At 65.9% G+C, this 22366-nt stretch carries 15 protein-coding genes; all 15 read right to left on the reverse strand.

Annotated elements, in window-relative coordinates; genetic code table 11:
* Positions 1-12 precede the first annotated feature (12 nt).
* Positions 13-1716 carry a hypothetical protein gene (locus NDK18_RS12350; protein ID WP_250627928.1) on the reverse strand — a complete coding sequence of 568 codons (1704 nt, stop codon included), beginning with the start codon at positions 1714-1716 and terminating at the stop codon, positions 13-15.
* A gap of 22 nt (positions 1717-1738) precedes the next feature.
* Positions 1739-1888, reverse strand: coding sequence for a hypothetical protein (locus tag NDK18_RS12355; RefSeq protein ID WP_250623828.1), 150 nt, complete (start codon positions 1886-1888; stop codon positions 1739-1741).
* Between the two features lie 32 nt (positions 1889-1920).
* A complete protein-coding gene (locus tag NDK18_RS12360) occupies positions 1921-4152 on the reverse strand; it encodes a toll/interleukin-1 receptor domain-containing protein (RefSeq protein ID WP_250627929.1) in 2232 nt (743 codons plus the stop codon).
* Positions 4153-4540: 388 nt separating this feature from the next.
* Positions 4541-5410 (reverse strand): acetyl-CoA carboxylase, carboxyltransferase subunit beta, encoded by an 870-nt coding sequence (accD, locus tag NDK18_RS12365; RefSeq protein WP_250623830.1) that lies wholly within the window; start codon positions 5408-5410, stop codon positions 4541-4543.
* A 15-nt stretch (positions 5411-5425) separates the two neighbouring features.
* A complete protein-coding gene (gene trpA, locus NDK18_RS12370) occupies positions 5426-6235 on the reverse strand; it encodes a tryptophan synthase subunit alpha (protein WP_250627930.1) in 810 nt (269 codons plus the stop codon).
* Positions 6232-7443, reverse strand: coding sequence for a tryptophan synthase subunit beta (gene trpB, locus NDK18_RS12375; RefSeq protein WP_250623832.1), 1212 nt, complete (start codon positions 7441-7443; stop codon positions 6232-6234). The genes trpA and trpB overlap by 4 nt, the downstream gene beginning before the upstream one ends.
* 29 nt (positions 7444-7472) lie before the next feature.
* The gene (locus NDK18_RS12380) at positions 7473-8096 is read right to left on the reverse strand and encodes a phosphoribosylanthranilate isomerase (RefSeq protein WP_250627931.1); all 624 of its coding nucleotides are present in this window, start codon (positions 8094-8096) and stop codon (positions 7473-7475) included.
* Positions 8096-8863 carry a tRNA pseudouridine(38-40) synthase TruA gene (gene truA / locus NDK18_RS12385; RefSeq protein WP_250627932.1) on the reverse strand — a complete coding sequence of 256 codons (768 nt, stop codon included), beginning with the start codon at positions 8861-8863 and terminating at the stop codon, positions 8096-8098. Before truA ends, NDK18_RS12380 begins: the two co-directional genes overlap by 1 nt.
* 91 nt (positions 8864-8954) lie before the next feature.
* Positions 8955-11372: a motility hub landmark protein FimV gene (locus NDK18_RS12390; RefSeq protein WP_250627933.1), complete on the reverse strand. Its 2418-nt coding sequence runs from the start codon at positions 11370-11372 to the stop codon at positions 8955-8957.
* A 157-nt stretch (positions 11373-11529) separates the two neighbouring features.
* Positions 11530-11841, reverse strand: a complete 312-nt coding sequence (locus NDK18_RS12395; protein ID WP_250623836.1) for a hypothetical protein — start codon at positions 11839-11841, stop codon at positions 11530-11532.
* 2 nt (positions 11842-11843) lie between these two features.
* Complete coding sequence (locus NDK18_RS12400; RefSeq protein ID WP_250623837.1) at positions 11844-12872, reverse strand: aspartate-semialdehyde dehydrogenase; 1029 nt, start codon at positions 12870-12872, stop codon at positions 11844-11846.
* 42 nt (positions 12873-12914) lie between these two features.
* Positions 12915-13892, reverse strand: a complete 978-nt coding sequence (locus NDK18_RS12405) for a 2-hydroxyacid dehydrogenase (RefSeq protein WP_250623838.1) — start codon at positions 13890-13892, stop codon at positions 12915-12917.
* 3 nt (positions 13893-13895) lie between these two features.
* Complete coding sequence (gene aroC / locus NDK18_RS12410; RefSeq protein ID WP_250623839.1) at positions 13896-14984, reverse strand: chorismate synthase; 1089 nt, start codon at positions 14982-14984, stop codon at positions 13896-13898.
* Positions 14985-14996: 12 nt separating this feature from the next.
* The gene (gene prmB, locus NDK18_RS12415; protein WP_250623840.1) at positions 14997-15917 is read right to left on the reverse strand and encodes a 50S ribosomal protein L3 N(5)-glutamine methyltransferase; all 921 of its coding nucleotides are present in this window, start codon (positions 15915-15917) and stop codon (positions 14997-14999) included.
* An 83-nt stretch (positions 15918-16000) separates the two neighbouring features.
* Positions 16001-22231: an autotransporter outer membrane beta-barrel domain-containing protein gene (locus NDK18_RS19420; RefSeq protein WP_250627934.1), complete on the reverse strand. Its 6231-nt coding sequence runs from the start codon at positions 22229-22231 to the stop codon at positions 16001-16003.
* Between the last annotated feature and the right edge of the window lie 135 nt (positions 22232-22366).

The raw sequence follows: 22366 nt of genomic DNA on the forward strand, positions 1-22366 counted from the left end.
CGCCTGGACCCGTCAAAGCTTGCTGTGCTCCACTTGCCGCTCGCGCTGCATCAGCGTCCATTCGGCGTGCTCGGTGAGCGCCGCATCGCCCAGCGCCAGCAGGATGGAGCGCTGGATGGCCGGGTTGTTCGTGCGATCGAGGGCTGCCCGGGCGCTGCCGAAGATCCGCTGCATGAAACGGTACTGGCGGATCAGCTCGCGATCGGCCTTGCGGTACGCATAGGCTTCGCGCACGGCGGCGGCGATGGATAGCACGGCCATGGTGGTGACCAGTGACACCTTGGCGTGCTCGGACAGCTTCAGCGCGAACACCGCAAGGAACACGCTGATAGAGATACCTCCCCACAGGCTGATCGAACCGATCATCTCGGTGATGTGGTGCAAGCCCGTGCGCTCGGCCGTCTTGACCTCGTAGTAGTGCAGTTGGCCGGATTTCCCCGACTCGCCCACCCACTCGGCGATCACCGCGGCCAACGCGGCGTCGGAGGGTTCTTCTGGGTGGACCGATGCGTCCAGGCTGGCTGCGCGCATCACGTTGCGGATCCAGCCCAGTTCGATGTTCTGCTTCTGCAGGAAATTATCGTGCGCGAACTCGTGGTCGGCGCTGGCTGATATACCAGCGCGATGCCAGCACGATTGCACCCGAAGACCCTCGGCGAGCGCGCGGTAGTCAAGGTACTTACGGTGCCATCCGCGGCGGTGAGCAAGGATGGCCACCACGCCGCCGGTGGCGAACAGTGCCAGGAACAGGTAGATCAACGAGTCGTTGCCCGGCATGTGCGCGTACAGGGTGAAGGCGATCCCCATCATCGCCGCCAGGGTGTAGGTCAGGCGCAGCGCCGTCACCACGCGGCGCCGGAAATGCACAGCGAGCCAGTCGGCGGCATGGAACACGCGGTCGATCGTCTCGGTGGCGCTTCCGTGGGTGCCGGGCATCGATGAGGGAGCAGCCTTGATGGCATCGGCATGACGCACGCATTCGTCGTTGAACTCGGCCATGCGCGAAAACATCAGGCGAAAATCCGTGGGCATCACCTGGGAGAATCCGGGCTCATCGGTGGTGCGCCAGCCTTCCTGCAGGGACTGAAGCCCCTGCGCCGGGTCGTCACCGTCCCCATCGCCATTGCCGTCGCGCGAGCTCACCACGTGGTACAGCAGGCTCTCATCGCCGCCGCCGAGCACATGGCGCGCGTGCACGTGCCGTTCCACCAGGCCCGGAGGCGTGCCGGTCAGGTGGTAGTGCACGATCTGAGCGGTACCACCGAGTCCCCCGGCTTCGTTGCCATCCCAGATCGCCAGCAGGATGTGGCAATGGCTGGCGATGTATACGCCGGTGGTGGCGTACTGGCGGTCGCGCGCCTGCCCGGGCAGGCCGATCACGTGGCGGGGTTTTTCCATCAGCCGCGGCAGCAATACCACCTCGGCATGGCTGCAAAGGCGCTCGAAATTGGCGCGTACCTGCGGATCGTTGAAATCGTCGATGTAGAGATCCCGCGGCAACGGCAACGGCGCCACCAGCCGTGCTCCCGCATCCAGGGCTTCCTCCGCCACCAGCTGGTCGCCGCCCTCGGCGAGCGCGGAAAGCACCACCATCGGCAGGCCCGGAAAATCGGCTTTGAGCCGCTCGAAGAACGCACGCACCCGAAGGCGTATCGGCTCGATCTCGCCCGCAGGAATATCGCGATGGCTGGTGACGCCGATGACCAACGGGGTCATGGGTGCTTTCCGCGCCGAAACCTCACGTGCTCTTGATCCTCGGGTTGGTGGTGGTGGAACGCTTCGGCGTGTTGGCGCGCTCGAATTCCTGCTCACGGTCGTTGGAACGATCTTCCTGTTCGTCGGCGGGTGCCTGTTCCTGCTCGTCGTCGTCGTTGCGATTGCCGCTCATGAGGATGTCTCCGTCGTTGATGGCTGCCAGTCTTATTCGTCGCCTGTCGATCGCGCTATCTCGCTTCCTGTCAGTTCCGCATGGCCACCCGTGGCCGCCAGCAGTTCGCGCTGGAAGGCCAGGTTCTGCGGGTAGTCGATCTGTTCATCGCGCAATACCTTCAGCAAGGCCGGATCACGGTAGCCGCTCGCCCAAAGCGCCTTGACCACCGGCATCGCCTCGGCCCTGCGCTCGAGCGAAAGCAATGTGATGGCCTGCAGCGCCAGCAACCTTGGATCGCCCTGGCCGCTGCGGGCTGACTGCAACGACGCCAATGCGTCGTTGCGCAGCGTGCCGGCGGCGGTTGCATCAGCAGCGACCGCGGCCAGGGAAAGCCTTGAAGCGACGATGGCCAGCAACGTGGCGCGGTCGTCGGGTTGCTGCTTGAAGAGAGGATCAAGCAAATGCAACGCAGACGTCGCCTGGCGGCGAGCGGCATCGGCGTCGCCCGATGCGCGCGATTGCGCGGATTGTTCCACCAGCGCTTCGGCGTACTCGCGCTGCCAGACAGCGTTGTCGGCATCGTGCCGGGCAAGGCCTTCGAAGATCACCAGCGCCTCGCGGGCGAGCTTCGCAGCGCCGGCCATGTCGCCGGTGAGGCGATGCAGGCGACCGAGCTGGATGGCATACAGCGCCTGGTGCTCCTGGTAGTCGGTATTGCCCGGATCAAGCACCTTCAGCTGGGCAGCCATGTCCACGGCACGCTGCAAGCGATCCATGCCCGGCTGCACGTCGCCGGCCAGCGCCTGGGTGCGACCGACGATGGCGTGCACGGTAAGCAGGTCGTCGCGCCGGCTGGCATCTTTTGGGTTGGCGGCGGCAAGCCCCATCTGGATGGTTTCGGCCGCCATGTATTGCGCGACGGCATTGGCAAGGTCGCCATGCAGCAGCGCCAGCCTCCCCAGGTTGTTCGAGGCCTCGCCAATGGCGGTCGGCCAGTCGATGTTGCCAGGCGCCGCGGTGGCCAGGTGCTGTGCCAGGGTGAGCATGTCCTGGTACTGCCGGGCGGCGGCATCGAGCTGGCCGCGGGCTTCCATCACGTGGCCCATGTTGTTGTGGAAGGTGATGCGCTGGAAGGCGACGCGCGCGTCATCGGGCGCACGTGCGGCGGCACGCTCCAGGATCGCCTGCCCCGAGGCGAAGCTGCGTTCGGCGTCGTCGAGCTTGCCCTGCCGCCAACCGATCATGCCGATGTACGACCATGTATCGGCGTGGGCCAGCTGCCGACCGATGTCGGCGGGGGCTTCCCCGGCAAGTCGTGAGGTGAGCGCCAGGGACGCCTGGAAGGCCTCCATCGCCAGCGACAGCCGCCCCTGGTCCAACCGCACGCTGCCGATCTTTCCCAGCGCCACGGCGCGCTGCTCAAGGGCCTGGTCGTTGACATCCGCGGTGGGCTGGGCCTGGAAGTAAGCCATGGCCTTGTCGTCCACCGATTCCATGATGTCCAGACGGGAAGCCTGGGCGAGTTTGTCGTTCAAGTCGCCCAGCATGAAGCTGACGAGGTCCTCGGCCTGTTTCTGCCTTCGCTCGGCGGCGTGGCTTGCCACCACCGCTTCGTGCCGGGCGACGAAGGCGACGATGGCCAGCACCGTGGTCACGGCCATTACGCACAGCGCCACTGCCGCAAGCATCGCCGTGCGCCGCGTGCGCCGCTGCAGCTCGCGGCGCTTCAACGCATCGAAGTCGATGTCGAGCATGCCGGCGATGAGTTTGTATTTGGCGTTGGCGCGGGTGTCCTTGCCCGCTCGCACGTCGGCGGCCATCGGTTCGACGGTGTCGGAGCTCAGGGTGTGATCCGGGGCGATGCGATGGCGCAACGCCGGTGCGAAGCATTCCTCCGCTTCGCGTCCCGGGAGCAGGCTGGCATTGGGTTCGCCCGCCACGACCAGGCAGAAGATGCGGTCGCTACGGCCCAGCCGTTTGAACGCCAGCACTTCCTCGTTCACCCATCGCGAACGCGCAGCGTCGGGCGAACAGATCACGATCAGGCAGTCCGATTGCGCCAGTGCTTCGTTGACCTTGCGGCCGAGATCGCCGGCGCTGGCCAGTTCGTCGCTGTCGCGGAAGATCGGTGCCCATCGGCGGGGAATGATGCCAGCGGGCGTTTCCGTACCCACCAGCCGCTTGGGGATGACGTAGGTCTCCAGCGCCCGGTGCAACCAGCCCGCCCAGGCTTTGTCCTGGTGGCTGTAGCTGATGAAGGCGCGATACCGGAAGTCCGACATCACAAGGCCCCAACGAGCGCATGGAAACGTCACCGTAGCACCAAAATGTGATGTACAGCACATTTTGCCACCCTGTGTATCCCTTGAGCAGGTTAAGGCAAACCCCTGTCACGACAGGAAAAAACCCACCTTATCCACAGGCTTTCCCAGCGGGCGCCCACAGAGGGTGTGGATAAACGTGAAGGAAGCATGGGCAGGACTTAAGCAACGTAATGCAAGTCACTGACCTGGCTCGCCGAAGAGGCGTTTATCCACAGCATTCCCAAAGGCCCTGCACAGGGCGTGTGGATAAACATCTGACCGTTGCACCAGACTTGTCGAGCAAATGGTGGCAAATAAAAAAGCCTCCGTCTCCGGAGGCCTTTTTCTGACGAAGATACAGCGCTCGTTACGCTGCCCGCGGCTGCTTGCCCATGATGCCAAGCACGGCTGCAAGCTTGTCGCGCATGTCGCGGCGGTCGACGATGAAATCCACCGCGCCATGGTCCACCAGGAACTCCGAGCGCTGGAAGCCTTCGGGCAAGGTTTCGCGAACCGTCTGCTCGATTACGCGCGGACCGGCGAAGCCGATCAGGGCCTTGGGCTCGGCAACATTGAGGTCGCCCAGCATGCCCAGGCTCGCCGACACGCCACCGGTGGTGGGATGGGTGAGCACCGAGATGTAAGGCACGCCGGCGTCGCGCATGCGGCGGATGGTTGCGGAGGTCTTGGCCATCTGCATCAGCGAGAACAGGCCTTCCTGCATGCGTGCACCGCCGGTGGCGGAGAAGCACACCAGGCCCGTGCGCTCGGCCAGCGCCAGTTCCGCGGCGCGGGCGAATTTCTCACCCACCACCGAGCCCATCGAGCCACCCATGAAGGAGAACTCGAAGGCCACGGCCACCAGGGAGCGACCCTTCAGGGCGCCACGCATGGCTACCAGCGCGTCTTTCTCGCCTGTGGCCTTCTGCGCGGCGACGATGCGGTCCTTGTACTTCTTCTGGTCACGGAATTTCAGCGGGTCGGACGGTGCAAGATCGGGCCAGAGTTCTTCGGTGATGCCTTCGTCGAAGAACGCATTCAGCCGGGTGCGTGCGCCGATGGCATGGTGGTGCCCGCACTTGGGGCAGACCATCAGTGAACGCTCAAGCTCCGGCCGGTACAACACGGTGCCGCAACCGGCACACTTTTCCCACACACCCTCAGGCACCTTGCCCTTGGCCGCGGCGGCGCCCTGCGGGCGCGCCTTGGGCGTCATGATTTTCTGCAACCAGTTCATCGGTCGACCTCGTCGTTAATGCCTGGCATCGAGCGCCGCGCGGATGGGGCTTAAGAACTGCCCTGCCCGGCGGACCGCCTCGTCCGCGTCTTGCGCACCGGCCAGTGTGTCGACCAGCGCGCTGCCGATCACCACTGCATCGGCAAACGCGGCGATGGCGACCGCGCTTTGCGCGTCGCGAATGCCGAAACCGACAGCTACGGGTGCAGCGGACCTGGCCCGGATATCGGCCACGCGGGCAGCGATATCCTGGGTGTTCAGGTGCGAAGCACCGGTGATGCCGGCAAACGACACATAATACAGGAAGCCCGCTGCCGCCTCGCAAAGCCGCGCCAGACGGTCGTTTGCGGTGGTCGGGGCGGCCAGGAGGATCTGTTTCAGGCCAGCCTCACGCAGGGGCGCAAGTACCGCGGATTCCTCGATCGGGCAGTCCACCAGCAGCACCCCATCCACCCCGGCTTCCACCGCGCGGCGGGCAAACTCCGGGTAGCCGACGCGCTCGACGGGATTCAAATACCCCATCAGCACGATCGGGGTGTCGTTGTCGCGGGCGCGGAACTGTGCCACCCAGGCCAGGATCTGCTTAAGCCCTACGCCGCGTGCGAGCGCACGTTCGCTGGCGTGCTGGATCACCGGGCCGTCGGCCATCGGGTCGGAGAAAGGCACACCCAGTTCGATCACGTCCGCGCCGCTGTCCACCAGCGCGTGCATCAGGGCGACTACGCCATCGGGCGAGGGATCGCCGGCGGTAATGAAGGGAATGAGGCCAGTACGGCCGGCGGATTTCAGTTCGGCGAACCGGCGATCCAGTCGGTTGTCACTCACAGTTCGATCCCCTCGCGTGCCGCGATGGTGTGTACGTCCTTGTCGCCGCGGCCGGACAGGTTGGCCAGCACCAGGGCGTCCTTGGGCAGCTCGCGCGCCAGCTTGATGGCCTGGGCGATGGCGTGGCTGGATTCGAGCGCCGCAAGGATACCTTCGGTGCGCGCCAGCAGGTGGAAGGCCTCCAGCGCTTCGTCGTCGGTGATGCCGACATACTCGGCACGGCCGGCGTCTTTCAGGAAAGCATGCTCGGGACCGACACCCGGGTAGTCCAGGCCGGCGGATACCGAATGGGTCTCGGTGATCTGGCCGTTTTCATCTGCCAGCACATAGGTACGGTTGCCGTGCAGCACGCCCGGGCGACCGGCGGCCAGCGAGGCGGCATGCTGGCCGGTCTCGATGCCATGGCCGGCAGCTTCAGCTCCGACGATGCGTACGTCCTTGTCGTTGAGGAACGCATGGAAGAGACCAATGGCATTGGAACCGCCGCCCACGCAAGCGGTGATCACATCGGGCAGGCGGCCGTAGCCTTCGAGCATCTGCTCGCGCGCCTCGCGGCCGACGATGGCGTTGAAGTCGCGCACCATCTGCGGATACGGATGGGGACCTGCAACGGTGCCGATGATGTAGAAGGTGTCCGCAACGTTGGTGACCCAGTCGCGCATCGCTTCGTTCAGCGCATCCTTGAGTGTCTTTGAACCGGAAGTCACCGGCACCACGTCGGCGCCAAGCAGGCGCATGCGATAGACATTGATCTTCTGGCGCTCGATATCCACCGCGCCCATGTACACCACGCACTTAAGCCCCAGACGGGCGGCTACCGTGGCACTGGCCACGCCATGCTGGCCGGCGCCGGTCTCGGCGATGATGCGCGTCTTGCCCATGTGCCGGGCCACCAGGGCCTGGCCTACGGTGTTGTTGATCTTGTGCGCGCCGGTGTGGTTCAAGTCTTCGCGCTTGAGCACGATGCGCGCACCGCCGACATGGCGGGTGAGGCGTTCGGCTTCGTAGATCGGGCTGGGACGGCCCACGTAGTGCTTGAGGTCGCGGTCGAGTTCGGCGATGAAGGCCGGATCCTTGCGCAGGCGCTCATACGCCGCCGTAAGCTCCGCCAGGGGCGCCATCAGGGTCTCGGCCACGTAGATGCCGCCGTAGTCGCCGAAGCGACCGTGTGCGTCGGGATAAGCGTGGAAATCGATCTGGGAATTCATGCGATACCTGTGCTGGGGCACCCGGGGGTTCAGGTGCCTTGACCTCGCCGGACGGCGGCGATGAAGTGTTCCATCTTAGCGGCATCCTTTACCCCGGGGGACGACTCGATGCCGCTGGCCACGTCCACCGCCCATGGCTGGGCCAAGGCGATGGCGCGGGCCACGTTCGACGCGTTGAGCCCGCCCGCCAAAATCAACGGCTGGGGGAAATCCTTCGGCATCAGCGACCAATCAAAGGCACGGCCGGTACCCCCCGCCTCGCCCAGGCCATGGCCGTCCAGCAGCAGGCCGGCGGCACCGGGATAGGCGTGGAGCTTGTCAAGGGCAGCAGCGCCTTCGCCCATGGCGATGGCCTTCAAGTAGCGCCTGCCGAAACCCCGGCAGAAGTCGTCGGTTTCCTCGCCGTGGAATTGCAGCATATCGGGCCGGACCACGTCGACCACATGCGCCACCCAGGAGGGCTCGTCATCCATCAGCAGCGCCACCGCATCGACGAAGGGTGGCAGGGCCGCGCGCAGGCTGGCGGCGGCTTCCGGTTCGATGAAACGCTTGCTGCGCCGGGTGAAGACGAAGCCGATCGCATCCGCACCCAGCCGTGCGGCCAGCTGGACATCGTCGTGGCGGGTCATGCCGCAGCACTTGATACGGGTCATCAGAGCGTTACCTGTTCGGGAAGGCCCCAGTGGGCCTCGTATTTCGGGCCGAGGAAGGTGAGCCCGGTGGCAGGCGCGGTGGGCCCTGCCCGCTCGCGATCGCGGCCAGCCAGGAGTTCGCCCATCCATTCCACCGGTTGCTCGCCGCGGCCAATCAACAGCAAGGAGCCAACGATGTTGCGCACCATATGGTGCAGGAACGCATTGGCTTCGACGTCGACGAACACTTCTTCACCTATCCGTGTGACGCTGATCTTCTTCATGAAGCGGCGTGCGTGCGCCGCCTGGCACGAGACCGCGCGGAAGGCTGAGAAGTCGTTCTCGCCCAACAGGGCCTGGGCCGCATCATGCATGCGCTGGGCATCCACCGGATGCCGCTCCCAGGTGACGTAACGCGCATCCAGCGCGGCTCGCACCAGGCGATTGACGATGCGGTAGCGATAGCCGCGCAGGCGCCCGGAAAAGCGCGCGTGGAAGTCGTCGGCCACCGGCTGCGCCCAGGTCACCGCCATCGAACGCGGCAGGTTCGAACACGTACCCAGCAACCATCCACGCATGTCGCGCCTGACATCGGTATCGAAGTGGACGACCTGGCAGCGCGCATGTACGCCAGCGTCGGTGCGGCCGGCGGCGGTGGTCTCGACGGGTTCGTCCGCCACGCGCTTCAGTGCGGTTTCAAGCGCGCCCTGCACTGTCGCACCGTGGCTCAGGCGTTGCCAGCCGAGGAAGTCGGTACCGTCGTATTCGATGCCGAAGGCGATGCGCATGGACTAAGGGCAGCTTCAAAGCGCCCATGATACAGGGCGGCCACGCCGCCTGTTCATAAGAAAAACCCCGCCGGAGCGGGGTTTTCTTCGATCAGTGCAGGTCGGCCAGCATTTTCCTGGCGACATCCTGTTGCATCTGGGTGCCCTCGGCCACGACCTCGTCGAGCATGGCGCGGGCGCCATCGGCGTCACCCATGTCCAGGTAGGCGCGCGCGAGGTCCAGCTTGGTATCCACCGGGTCGTCGCTGAAATTCTCGGCGCCCACATCGTAGACATCGGCTGCCGCGACGGCCGGCTCGTCGAACTTCCACGTGCTGTTGGCGGCTTCTTCCTCGGCGTCGGCCACGTGCAGATCGGTCGGTTCGCTGTGCCCTGGATGGGTATCGTCGTACGCAGGCAGCGGTTCGTCCACGTGCGGGCCGAGGTCCAGGTCGTCACGGGCACTGGCCGGCGCGGCGGGCTGCCCGTTTGTACGGGGCGGCGACAGGTCGAAATTGAAGTGGTATTCGCTCACTTTCTGCGGGGCATGCGGTGCCGGCGGCGGCATGTCACCGGGCGGCAACTCATGGTTCGCGTAGCGGCTGATGTCGAAGGCTTCCAGTGCGGCGTCGTCGTCCGCATGGCTGGGCTGCACCTCGGCGGAAGCCCCGTGCGAGAACAACGGATGCTGGGGGGCGAGGTCTTCGCCCATGCGTACCGCTTCTTGCCATTCCTCCTGCTCCACGTCCACCACGTGGGCATACATGGACTCGGCGGCAGCTTCGAAGCGCTCGACGTCGCGCCGTTCGTAGTAGAGCGTGACCAGTTCCAGGTGAAGGGCGACGTCGTCCGGATGCTCGGAGAGTTCGTCGAGCAGTTCGCGCTGGTCGATGTCTTCCTCGTCGATGCCCGTTTCGTCGAACAACGGAGCGTCGCCGAAGCGATCGGCCAGCGACGGCGCGGCAGCCACGGGAACGGCGGCGGCCTTGCGACGACGGCCCATCATGGCCAGCAACAACAGCACCAGGACCGCGCCGCCAGCCACGGCCCAAACCCAGGGCTGCATGAACCAGGGCTCTTCTTCGGCGATCGGAGGCCGCGCCGCGGTCGGGACGGGCTTCTTGGCGGCAGGTACGGCGGCCGGGGCCGGTGCCGGGTGTTCGGCCAGCGGCGTGGTAGTCAGGACTTCGCTTGCCGGAGCCGAGGTGGTGCCGGCTTTGGCAACCGAGGCAGCAGGCGCAGGTGCGGGGATTGCAGGCTTGGGTGCCGAAGCGGCCGCTTCAGGCGTTGCCACGGCGGCCACCGGCGGTGGAGCTGAGGCTGCAGCCGGCGGCAGGTTGGCGGCCTTACGGGCGTCGGCCAGCTTCTTCTGAAGGTCGGCGATCTGGGCGTCCTTCAGGGTGAGCAGCCGCTGGTTCTTCTGGTTGATGTTTTCCAGGTCGTCAACGCGGGATTTCAGTTCCTCGCCCTGCTGGCGGAGCGCGGTGAGCGTTTCCTGCGAACGGGCCAGATCCTGCTGCAGGCTGGTCATCGCGGCGGCCACCTTGCCGTTGCCGGCCTGGTTGCCCTTGGCCGGCACCAGGGCCAGGCGGTCTTCCGCCGAGGCCGGAGCAGCCTTGGACGGTGCATTGCCGGAGGCGGCATCGGCCACCGAGGTGGGTTTGCGTGCGGCGATGCCGCGCCAGTCTTCATTCTGGCGACGCACCTGGCTGGAGGCCTCGGCGGTAGCGGTGGCCGAGAGGTCCTGGCTTGAAGGTGCGCGCAGCACCACGCCGGCCTTCAGGGCGTTGATGTTGTCGCGATAGAACGCATCGGGGTTGGCCTGCTTGAGCGCCAGCAGTGCCTGGTTCATGTCCACGCCATTGCCTGAAAGCTGCTTGGCGTAGGTGGAGAGCGTCTGGCCCTTCTGCACGGTACCCAGGGTGGAGCCTGCTTCGGCCGCCGTACGGGCAGCTCGCGGCGCCTTGGCGGGCGAAGGGGCGGCCGGTGCATTGGCAGGTGTCGACGGATGGGCAGGAGGCGGAGGCGACGCCTGGGAAGCGGCCGGCGCGGCCTGCTGGGCGACCGGGGGAGCGGCCGGGGCAGGCTGCTGCACGACCGGCGGCGGAGCGGGCGGGGCAACAGGCGCCTGCGCGCTGGCAGGGTCGAGCAACAGGGTGACTTCACGCACCACGGACGTACCACCGCTGCCCCTGACGTCGAGCAGGAGGTCGATGTAGGGCTCGGAGATCGGCTGAGCCGTGGTGACGCGGATCACCGATTGGCCCTTGGCATTGGTGACCACGGCAAATTGCACGCCCTGGGGAATACCGCTGCGTTCGATGCCGGCGCGTGCATAGGCTTCGACCGAGGCCAACCCCACCTGCACATTCTTGGTATCACCGGGGGTTTGTGAAACCAGCGGGATTTCAGCCAGCAGGGGCTGGTCCAGGTTCGACTTGACCTGGACGGCGCCCAGACTCTGCGCCGTGGCGTACTGGGAGGCCAGCGCAAGCGCCAGCGCTACCGAAAGCTTCAACGGACGACTCATCTTAAGTATTCCCCCGATTAACCCAATGACAGGCCCGGCTCCCCCGCGAGGAGGCTTGCCATCGCTAAGGCGCAAGAGTAATGCAGGCCCTTCACAAACAACAATAGGCGGCACAGGCAGTTACGCGACAACGTTAAAGAGGTCATGAAAACTTGATTCAGTGACCGGCATGCCCCGTGGAGGAGCCTTGCGCGGGACGGGCCGAAGGCTCCGCGGCCTTGGCCTGGGCCAACTGCCGCTCAAGGTCGGCGATCGCCTGGTCCTTGGCCTTGAGCTCGGCGTCGGCCTTGGCGCCGTTGGCTTCCAGGGAATCCACGCGCTGGCGCAGATCCTTTACCTGCGCTCCTTCGCTTGCCGTCTGCACCTGCACGTTGCGCACCTTCTTGGCGTCGTCCTGGGCCCAGGTGGTGGCGACGATGGCCAGCAACGCAAAGCCGAGGGTGAACTTCATCGAAGGTGCGAAGGTCATGGCTAGAGGTAGTCCGTGATCAGGATTTCGGCGATCTGCACGGCGTTCAGGGCCGCGCCCTTGCGGATGTTGTCCGAAACGATCCAGAGGTTCAATCCGTTCTCGTGGGAAATATCCTGGCGGATGCGTCCGACGAAAACCCCATCCTTTCCGGCCGCGTCGCTCACCGGCGTCGGATAACCGCCCGCCTTGCGCTCGTCGATCACCACCACCCCGGGCGCGGCTTCAAGCAGGCTACGCGCGGTGTCGGCGTCGATGGGATCGCGGGTCTCCAGGTGCACGGCCTCGGAGTGGCCATAGAACACCGGCACGCGCACGGCGGTGGCATTCACGCGGATGCTCTCGTCCTCGAGGATCTTGCGTGTTTCCCACACGATCTTCATTTCTTCCTTGGTGTAGCCATTGGGCTGGAAGTCGTCGATGTGGGGAATCACGTTGAAGGCGATCTGCTTGCTGAATTTCGCCGGTTCCACTTCCTGGAAGTTGAGCAGCGCCGCCGTCTGCCTGGCCAGTTCGTCCGCTCCAGAGCGCCCTGCCCCGGAGACCGACTGGTAGGTGGCCACGTTGATGCGCTCGATACCCACCGCGCGGTGGATCGGCGCCAGCGCCACCAGCATCTGCATGGTGGAACAATTGGGGTTGGCGATGATGCCGCGCGTCTCGTACTGGGCGATGGCGTGCGGGTTCACTTCGCTCACCACCAGCGGGATGTCGTCCTGGTAGCGGAACTCCGATGTGTTGTCGATCACGACGGCACCGGCGGCAGCGGCGCGCGGAGCGTGCTCGCGGCTTACCGAGCCACCGGCGGAGAAGAACGCGATATCCACGCCCGAAAAATCGAAGTCGGCAAGGTTTTTGACCACCACCTGTTTGCCCGCGAAGTCGACCTTGCTACCGGCGGTGCGCTCGCTGGCGAGCGGAATCAGCTCGCCGACCGGGAAGTCGCGCTCGGCCAGCACGGAGAGCAGGGTTTCGCCGACGGCTCCGGTGGCGCCGACGATGGCGACGTTGTACGAGGTCTTCTTGCTCATGGGTCCTTCAATACATGGGTGGGTGGTGGGGGAAGGAAATCGTCAGATGATGCGGCTGGGCGGCTTGCCGGCATGCGGCCCGTGCCCGAAGAAGGCCAGCACGTTGTCGACGGCAAGAGCCGCCATGGCACGGCGGGTGCGACCGCTGGCGCTGGCGATATGCGGGGACAGTACCACGTTGTCCAGCGCCAACAATGCGCCGTGCACTGCGGGCTCGCCTTCGAATACATCCAGCCCTGCCGCCGCCAGCCGACCTTCGCCAAGCGCGGCCGCGAGCGCCACATCATCGACGATGCCGCCGCGGGCAATGTTCACCAGCGTGGCCGTGGGTTTCATCGCGGCCAGTTCCGCGGCACCGATGACGTGGTGGCTTTCGGCCGTCAAGGGCAGCACCAGCATCAGGTGGTCGGACTCGCGCAGCAACGTGGCTTTATCGACATGGTGCGCGTTCACCGACTGCTCGATGCCGGCATCCAGGCGTGAACGATTGTGGTAAATCACCCGCATGTCGAAGCCCGACGCGCGCCGTGCAATGGCCTGGCCGATGCGGCCCATGCCCAGGATGCCCAGCGTGCTGCCGTGCAGGTCCATGCCCAGCCACTCATCGAAGCGTGTGCCCTGCCAGTGCCCGGCGCGCAGCCAGCGCTCGGCGGCACCGACGCGGCGGGCAGCTGCCATCAGCAGCGCCCAGGCGTAATCGGCAGTCGTATCGGTGAGCACGTCGGGCGTGTTGGATGCCGCCACGCCATGCGCGCGCATGGCATCGATGTCGAAATTGTTGTAGCCCACGCTCACGTTGGCCACGAACTTCAGATGGGGCGCGCGGGAGAGCACGCGGTCGTCGATGCGGTCGGCGAGACCGGTGACGGCGGCGGCCATGCCATGGAGCCTCGCAACCAGCTCGTCGGTCGAGAAAGCCCGGCTCTGAAGCTCCGCATGGACGTCGAACACGGGCGCAAGGCGGGCGATGATGTCCGGGAAGAACGGACGGGAGACCCAAACTTTCAGCTTGTCGCCCATCGTTCAGGCGATGCGCGGCGTGACCGGCCCGACATCGCCGCACTGGGCGCGATGCCGAAGGGCCTGGTCCATCAGCACCAGGGCCACCATGGCCTCGGCGATCGGCACCGCCCGGATGCCCACGCATGGGTCGTGCCGTCCCTTGGTGACCACGTCCACGGCGTTGCCGTCCTTGTCGAGGCTCTTGCCGGGGATCAATACGCTGGAGGTCGGCTTGAGCGCGATGGAGGCCACCACCGGCTGCCCGCTGCTGATGCCGCCAAGGATGCCGCCGGCATGATTGGCCGTAAAGCCGTCCATCGTCAGCTCATCGCGGTTTTCGGTGCCACGCAGGGACGTGACGGCAAAGCCATCGCCAATCTCCACGCCCTTCACGGCGTTGATGGACATCAGCGCCGACGCCAGCTCGCCATCGAGCTTGCCGTAGATCGGCTCGCCCCAACCCGGCGGCACGCCATCGGCCACCACGGTAACGCGGGCGCCCACCGAATCGCCGGACTTGCGCAGGGCGTCCATGTAAGCCTCAAGCTCGGGCACCTGCGCTTCGTGCGGCCAGAAGAATGGATTGCCTTCCACCACGGACGGATCGAAGCCCGCGGGGACGATGTCGCCCAGCTGGGCGACATATCCAGCCACACGCACGCCGTGTTTTTCGGCCAGCCATTTCTTGGCCACGACGCCCGCCGCCACGCGCATGGTGGTTTCCCGGGCCGAGGAACGGCCGCCGCCGCGTGGATCGCGGATGCCGTACTTGTGCCAATAGGTGTAGTCGGCGTGCGCCGGACGGAAGGTATCGACGATGTTGCCGTAATCCTTGCTGCGTGCGTCGACGTTGCGGATCAACAGCGCGATCGGCGTGCCGGTGGTCTTTCCCTCGTACACGCCGGAAAGGATTTCCACGTCGTCCGCCTCGCGACGCTGCGAGGTGTGACGGGACTTGCCGGTGGCGCGGCGATCCAGGTCGTGGCGGAACTCCGAAGCGTCAAGTGCAAGGCCGGGCGGGCACCCGTCGATCACGCAACCAATGGCAGGACCATGGCTCTCGCCGAAGGTGGTGACGGAGAAGATCTTGCCAAAGGTGTTGGACGACACGATAAGCGTTTCCTACAGGTTTCGTGACTGGCGCAGTTCGCGGATGCCAGTGGCGTGGTCGATGAGGTCCCGGCGCTCGAGCGCGAAGATGCCCATCTGGCCCACCTTGAACTCCAGCCAGACGAAGGGCAGGTTCGGCAGCAGTTCCACCAGCGCGCGCTCACTGTCGCCCACTTCCACGATGATCAGGCCATCGTCGGTAAGGTGGTCGGCGGCCTCGTCGAGCATGCGCAGGGTGAGGTCAAGTCCATCATCGCCGGAAGTCAGCCCAAGGGCAGGTTCATGGCTGTATTCGGGCGGAAGCGCTGCGTATTCGTCGTGGGTGACATACGGCGGGTTGGATACGATCAGATCGTATTTTTCGCCGGCGAGGCCGGCGAACAGGTCGCTCTGCACCGCGCGTACGCGGTCGGCGTGCTGGAAGGCGATGTTTTCGCGCGCCAGCGACAATGCCTCGGGGCTGATGTCGGCAATGTCTACCTGCCAGTCGGGGTTGTACTCGGCCATGGCGATGCCGATGCAGCCGGAACCCGTGCACATGTCCAGCGCGCGTTCCACCGACCGGCCGTCCAGCCACGGCGAAAACCCGCCTTCGATGAGCTCGGCAATGGGCGAGCGCGGCACCAGCGCACGGTGGTCGCTTTTGAACTTCATGCCGGCGAACCAGGTTTCACCCACCAGATAGGCCACGGGCAGGCGCTCGGTGACGCGGCGCTCGATCAACGCCAGCAGTTTGCTGCGCTCGTCGCGGGTGAGCCTGCCCGCACCATAAGCCGGGGGGATATCCGGCGGCAGGTGCACCGCGGCCAGCACCAGGTGGGTGGCCTCATCGATCGGGTTGTCGTGGCTGTGGCCGAAGGTCAGGCCCGCGGCCGAGAACCGGCTGGCTGCGTAGCGGATAAAATCGATGATGGTGGCAAGTTCGTCGGTCACGGGGGTGCTTTGCAGCCAGGGTCAAGGCAGCAAGTATAGGGGACGCCGCCGGCCGAAGCCCTCCCCGATAGCCTTTCCCGCCCTCAGAACACCATGCGTACGCCCAGGTTCAGGCCCCAGCCGCGCAGGCCCGTATCGTTCAACTCCTTTTGGTAATCACCCTCGCCATAGACGGAAAGCATCCGGTTGAACGACCACGTACCGCCGATGCCAAGTTCCACGGCGCGGCCGTAGCGCCCTCCGTCGAACGCCTGGGAGATGTCGGTGCCCAGGGCGCCCACCGTGACCTGGGGCCTGTCACCCCAGCCTTGCAGGTAGTTCAGCCGAACATACGGCGTGCGCTGCCGTCCGTCGCCGTTGTCCCAAGTGCGATAAACCCGCACGCCTGCCCTGCCGATCACCTGGTCGACGTCGTGCCAGGCCACGGTGCTTTGGTCCACGTCGACGAGGCTGTCCGTCTGCAGATGCTGCCGGGTCAACTGCAGTTGCGGTTCGATCACGTAACCGCTGTCCAGGTGCCAGGGATACCCGGCCTCCACCGATCCATTCCAGCCGTTCGCGCGCACATGGGCCATGTCCACGCCACGCATCGGCGTGCTGATATCCCCGCTGTGGCGGTCGCCGGACGCCATGGCGTCGACGTAAAAGCCATTGGCATGTTCCCACGTGACGAACATGGCGAAGCTGTTGGTGGTGAACTTGCCTTGGCTGTCGCCGTCCAGTGCATGCGGGTCCAGGCGCGTGGTGCCATGGGTGAAAGCCACCCCGCCGCGCAGCGTGCCACTATTGCCATCGAGATCCAGGATGTTCGTGCCCACCTGGAAGGCATGCGTGTCCAGGTCGAAGTCGTAGCCGTACTGCTGGAAGGAGCGGTCGCTGTTGTAGCGATAGTCACCACCGATGTAGCGCGCAAATACTTCGCCGCCGGTGCCTTCCGGCCCCTGCGCAGCCTGGCGGATCTCGCCCAGGCGCTTGTGCAGGTTGTCCATCGTTTCGTACGAGAAGCCCAGCAGGGCCGTGGGGGTGGAGATATAGGCGGGCACCTGGGGCGTCACGGCGCGTCGCCCTGGCGCGCAACTGTCCACGCCATCACTGACGCATCCGTCGTTCAGCGGAGCGGACGGCGGAGTGGACGCCAGCGTTCCGATCGGCACTTCCGGCAGTACGGGATTGGCCGGCGCACCAGGTGGTGGCGTAGCCGCGGGAGTTTGCGGAGTCACCGGTGTGCAGTCGTCAGTGCAAACATAGAGATTGGCCAGGCGGTAGTCCCAGAACCGGTTGCCCGCCGTGGCACCACCCACCACGCGTTGGCTGGCCTCGGCGGCGCCGGGCTCGAACGCGTACAACACGTATTGCCAGGGCCCCGCTGCCACGTAACCGCCCTTCAGCCTGAAGGCATCGGCAGTGGAGGTGCCGCCCACCTGTACCAGCGAGATGCCCTCGGTGGCATCGGCGGCGCTGTTGTGATTGAAATCCGTCAGTGCGCCGGTACTGGCACCGGCCGGCGTCACCGAGATCAAGGTCGGTCCTCCCGGCACCGTGACGTTTCCGTTCACCAGCAGCCGGTCGGTCTGCTGCACGCTGAGCATGCCGCCTTCGTTGAGCGTACTGCCCAGCAGCAGGCTGCCGCCGCCTGAGATGTACTGGCCATCGATGGTAAGCGTGTTACCCGGCGAACCGGCGCCATTGGTGAGGTCGATGGTGCCTGCATTGGTCAGGTTCGCCGCCAGCGGCGTGGGCGAGGACACCAGCGGATGGACGTTGTCGCCGGCGAACAGCGTGGAGGTGCCATCGATGTCCACGTCGCTGCCGGCAAGCCGGAGGCCAGCGGTGAGGGTGAACGCCGTGCCGTCATGGAAATCGATCGTGTTCCAGCCGTTGCCGAAGTTCACGCCTTGCGCAAGGTCGTCGCTGGCGAACGAGCCACCACGTGACTGGATGTTCGAAAAGATCAACGCATTGCCGCTGCCCGACCCTGACAGCAGGTGATAGGTATTGGTCAGGTCCACGCCTTGCACCAGCGCGGTGTTTCCGGGCCCTGCACCCATGGTCAGGCCTCCCTCGAGGCTTCCGCCCGTCCACGCGAAACTGTCCGTGCCGGCGCCCGTGGCAACTTCGCCACGAAGCGTGCCCGCGCCAAGCGTGACGCTGTCGTTCCCCACGCTGCCGGCGATGGCGATGCCTGTATGGTCGCGCGCGGTGATGGTGCCTGTGTTGGTGAACGAGGTGCCGCTACCGTTGGACAGGTCCACCACCGGTGCAACGGTGCTCAACGAGGTGAGCGTCCCGGTGTTGCTGGTGGCCTTGGCCGTTCCCGCGACCAGTGCGGCGCCGCCGGCGGTATTGGTGACATTGGCGGTGGCAGCCGTGGTGACGTTGCCCGTTGTCAGCGCCTGCAGGCCGATGCCACCGGCGCCGGTGACCTGGGCGAGATAGCCCGGGCCAAACGAAAGGTCTTCGCTGCCGGGTGAGCCATCGGCCCGGCGATAGGCATAACCGACGCCACTTCCGGTGACATTGAAGGTGACCGTGGACGCCGGATCGATCGCCGTGGCGGTACGCAGGCCCGCACCATCGGCCACGTTGAAAGTTACGTCGTCCAGCCGGATGGCACTGATCTCGGCGGCGTTCTCGATACCGTTGCCGGTGCCCAGCGTGGTGATGGTGGAACCGGACGCCACCAACGAGGCCGTCCCGGTATCTACCAGGATGCCGTGCGCCGCGCCACCGGCGGTAATCGTGGTATCGCCGCTGCCGATGGTGAGTGCGGCGCCATTCTGCACATGGATCGCGGCAACGCCATCGTCGGCCGTGATACGGCCACCCGGGGACAGGTTCTGGGTACCGGTGCCATCGACGAGGACGCCCGTGCCGTTGCTGACATGCACTAGTCCGCTGTTGGCCAGCGTGCCGCCGGCCTGCACCATCACGCCCGTGGCCCCGGCACCAGAAAGGTCGACCGTGCCGCTATTGATGAAACTGCCCAGGTTCCGTGCGATGAACCCGGTGGTGCCGGCACCGGCGCCGGTCACCGACGACTGGTTGGTCAGCATGGTCGCTACGGGCGTCCCGACGCTTGCACCGGTCAGGTCCGTCAACTGCCCGTCCACGATGCCTCCCAGCGACGCTGGCCCCGATAACAGCACCGACGACCCGGCGGCCAGCGTCGCCGCGGCGCCGCCGCGCGCCTCCACCGCGGCCGCGCCGTTGCCGGTGACCGTGATCGCGGAGTTGGCAAGGGTGACATTGGTGCCCGTGCCCGATGCAACCAGGGCGCGCGAGGCGTCGCCGGATGCCGTGAGCGTGGAGGCTGCCGACTGGGTAAGCGCGGCGCCATCATCGAGCCGGTAGATGGTGCTGCGCGCGGTGTTGGCGTCAAGCGTCGAAAGCGCGCTGTTGATCATCGAGCCCGCCCCCGCGCCATGGAAGGCGATCTGGTCGGTGTTGCCAAAGGTTGGCGCAACACCGGCAGCCACGTTCAACGTGCCCCCGGCCGCCTCGGCGCCAATCGCGCCCTGGCCGGTCATCTGCAGGGTCGAGCCGGTGTTGAGGTTGACCACGGCCCGCGCGCCCTGGGCAACGGCGCCACGCGTGCGTGCCGCAGTGGAGCCGCCGGCGATGGTGATCTGCCCGGTGTTGTTGGCGGTGGTCGCCGCCGTGGCCCCCGTGGCGTCGGCGCGGATACCGGTGCCACCGTCGGTCACGGAGATATTCCCGCCATTGGTCGCCGTGGCGCCGGTCTGTACCAGGATGCCGGTACTGCCTGCACCGCTGAAGGCGATGTTGCCACTATTGGTGAGCTTGCCGCTGTTGCGTGCGATGTAGCCGGTGAGGCTGGGCGCTGCGGAATTGAGCGCGGCAAGCGTGGTCAGGGTGGTGCTCGCCACGGGCGTGCCTGTGTTCTTGCCGAACAGGTCGTGCTTCTGGCCATCGACGATCGCGGCGACGGCGCCCGTGCCGGTGAGATTCATGGTGGTGGCGGCATCGATGGTGCCGATCGCCCCGCCTTCGACCAGGACACCCGTCGCTCCGGCGCCGTCGACGTTGACGACGGCGTCGCGCGTGTTGACCGTGGTACCCGATGCACCGGTGCCCAGCACCGCGATGCTGTTGGCGCCAGAAGCGCGCACGGTAAGCCCCGTGCCATCGAACGTGGCCCCATTCTCAAGCCGGAAAAGATTCGAGCGCGTCGTGGTGACGTCCAGCAAGGCGCCCGGAGCGACATTGATATGCGCATTGGGACCATAGGCAAAGAAACCGATCTCGTCGGTGCCGGCAAAGGTCGGCACCGACGTGGCGGCCACGTTGACCGTGGCACGCCCGCGCGCATGGATACCGATGGCGCCCGTGCCCAGCAAGTTCACCGCGCCCCCGACACTGGCGGTGGAGGTCCCCGTGCCCTGGCCCTCGGCCCATACGCCGTAATTCCGCGTGCCGCTCCCCGGGTCGGCGCCACCGGCCACGTTGATGGTCCCTGCCGACGATGCGGCCGAAGACGCCACCCCGGTGCTTAGCACCTGGATGCCGATGCCATTGACGCCATTGAGGTTGATCGTGCCGCCATTGGCGATGTCGCCACCGCTACCCGCGCCTGCGTTCGTCACCAGCATGCCCACGTTGAGCCGGGGCACGGTGGCTGCCTTGCCGTTGACGTCGATCACGCCGTCGTTGTGGACGACCGCGGTCGGCGCACCGCTGACGTTCATTGCCGCGGCATTCTGCGTGAGCGTGCCGATGACGATGCGCCCGGCATTGGTGGCATGGGCGTTGGCGTTGACGGTGATTCCGGTGGAGAGCGATTGCTGGTTCAGCGCGATATCCGCGGCAGCGGCGCCTGCGGTGAATTGCGGGGCACGGCCCAGGTAGATCAGCCCGCTGGCCTGGTTGGTAAACGAGCTGGTGGCGTCGTCGATGCGCACGCCCGTCAACGAGCCGTTGGAGCGCGAACCGGTCACGCCAAGGTTCATCGTTCCGCTGTTGGTGGCGCTCGATCCACCGGACACGCGTACGCCGACCGCCGCGCCCGCCCCGTTGGTCGTGCCAAGAGCCAGGTTGAGGACACCCGTATTGGAAAAATCGCTCGCGCCGCTCAAGTCGACGCCGAACCCACTGAAGGAACTGCCCACGGGGGCTGCCGAGCCATTGCGGAACAACCCGTTGTTGAGCACGCCGTTGTTGACGGCATGGCTGGCTGAGGTCACCAGCATCGTGGTGCCGTCGCCTGTGGTGTGCGTAGTGGACAACGCGCCATTGTTGGTAATGGTGGCGCCCTGCTCGGCGCGCATGGCGCCGCCATTGGAATTGACCACTTCCAGCTGTGCGGGCGCCGCGACGATACCGCGGGCCTGAGCGCCCACGGCATGCACGACCACGCGCAGGCCTATGGGCTGGAACACCTCATCGGTGCTGCCGGTGGCCGTGATGCCGTAGTCGATGTTCTGCGTGGTGGAAGATACCGCCTTGTTGAATTCGGTGTTGTAGTTGGCTGGATCCAGGTTACCCGTCTGCAACTGGGCGATCAGGAAGTTGTTATAGGCCTGCAACTGGGTGGCGTTGGTCACCGTATGCGAGGTGGTCGCGCCATCGACGGTCGTTACGTTGAAGGTGCCGCCGTAGGTCACCACGTTGGTCACGGCGAACAGCCGGTCGGCGTCGTTGGGCGTCGCCGCCGTGCCGCCGAAGGTGATGCGATTTATCGAGTTCCAGTTGATCGTACTGGCATTGCCTGCCGTTCCGTCTGCATAGAACATCGACGTCTGCTTGGCGTTGATGGTCCAGCCGTTGGCTGCGGCGGTCGGTCCACTGCTCGTCGTGCCAATGCCCACGTTCATGGTGCCGCCGCCGGATGTGACGGTACCCACCCGCATATTGATGTACTGCCCGCCATTGACCAGCACCACGTCCGGCACGGTCGTGTTGTAGTCCACCGGGGCGATGTTCACCAGGTTCGCGGTGGCAAAGGTCGACACCACGCGATTACCACCGGTGATGGGATCGGGAACGGTCACCCCGAACGACTGTGGCCCGGGGGACAACCGCGCCGCGCCAATCCACTGCGATCCGGAAATGATGCGCCCCGCGTCGCGCAATGTCGCCAGCGTGGCCGATACGCTGCCGTCGGTACCGGCGGCGAAGCGTTGGGGCCCGGACAGGTTTACCGTGGCACCAGCGGCAACGATGGTCGCGCCCACGAGGTTGTCGTTGACCTGCGGATCGTAAGGACCAAGGGTAACGGTCTGCGCCTGCACGACGCCCATGAAACAAAGCGCCACGGCAACGGCCAGGGCGCGACGGGACAGGTAGCGTTCGTTCACGATGAAAACTCCCCACGTGGCATTCACTACCAACCCCGGCCGGCAAGCTGGCCTGTAGGCGAATGTCCCCTGTGGTAAAGCCGGCGGTGAGCGGGCGCCGTGGAGCGAGCGTGATCTGGAAAGAGTGAACTGGAT

The organism is Pinirhizobacter soli, assembly GCF_015905305.1.
GTDB classification, from domain to species: Bacteria; Pseudomonadota; Gammaproteobacteria; order Xanthomonadales; family Rhodanobacteraceae; genus Pinirhizobacter; species Pinirhizobacter soli.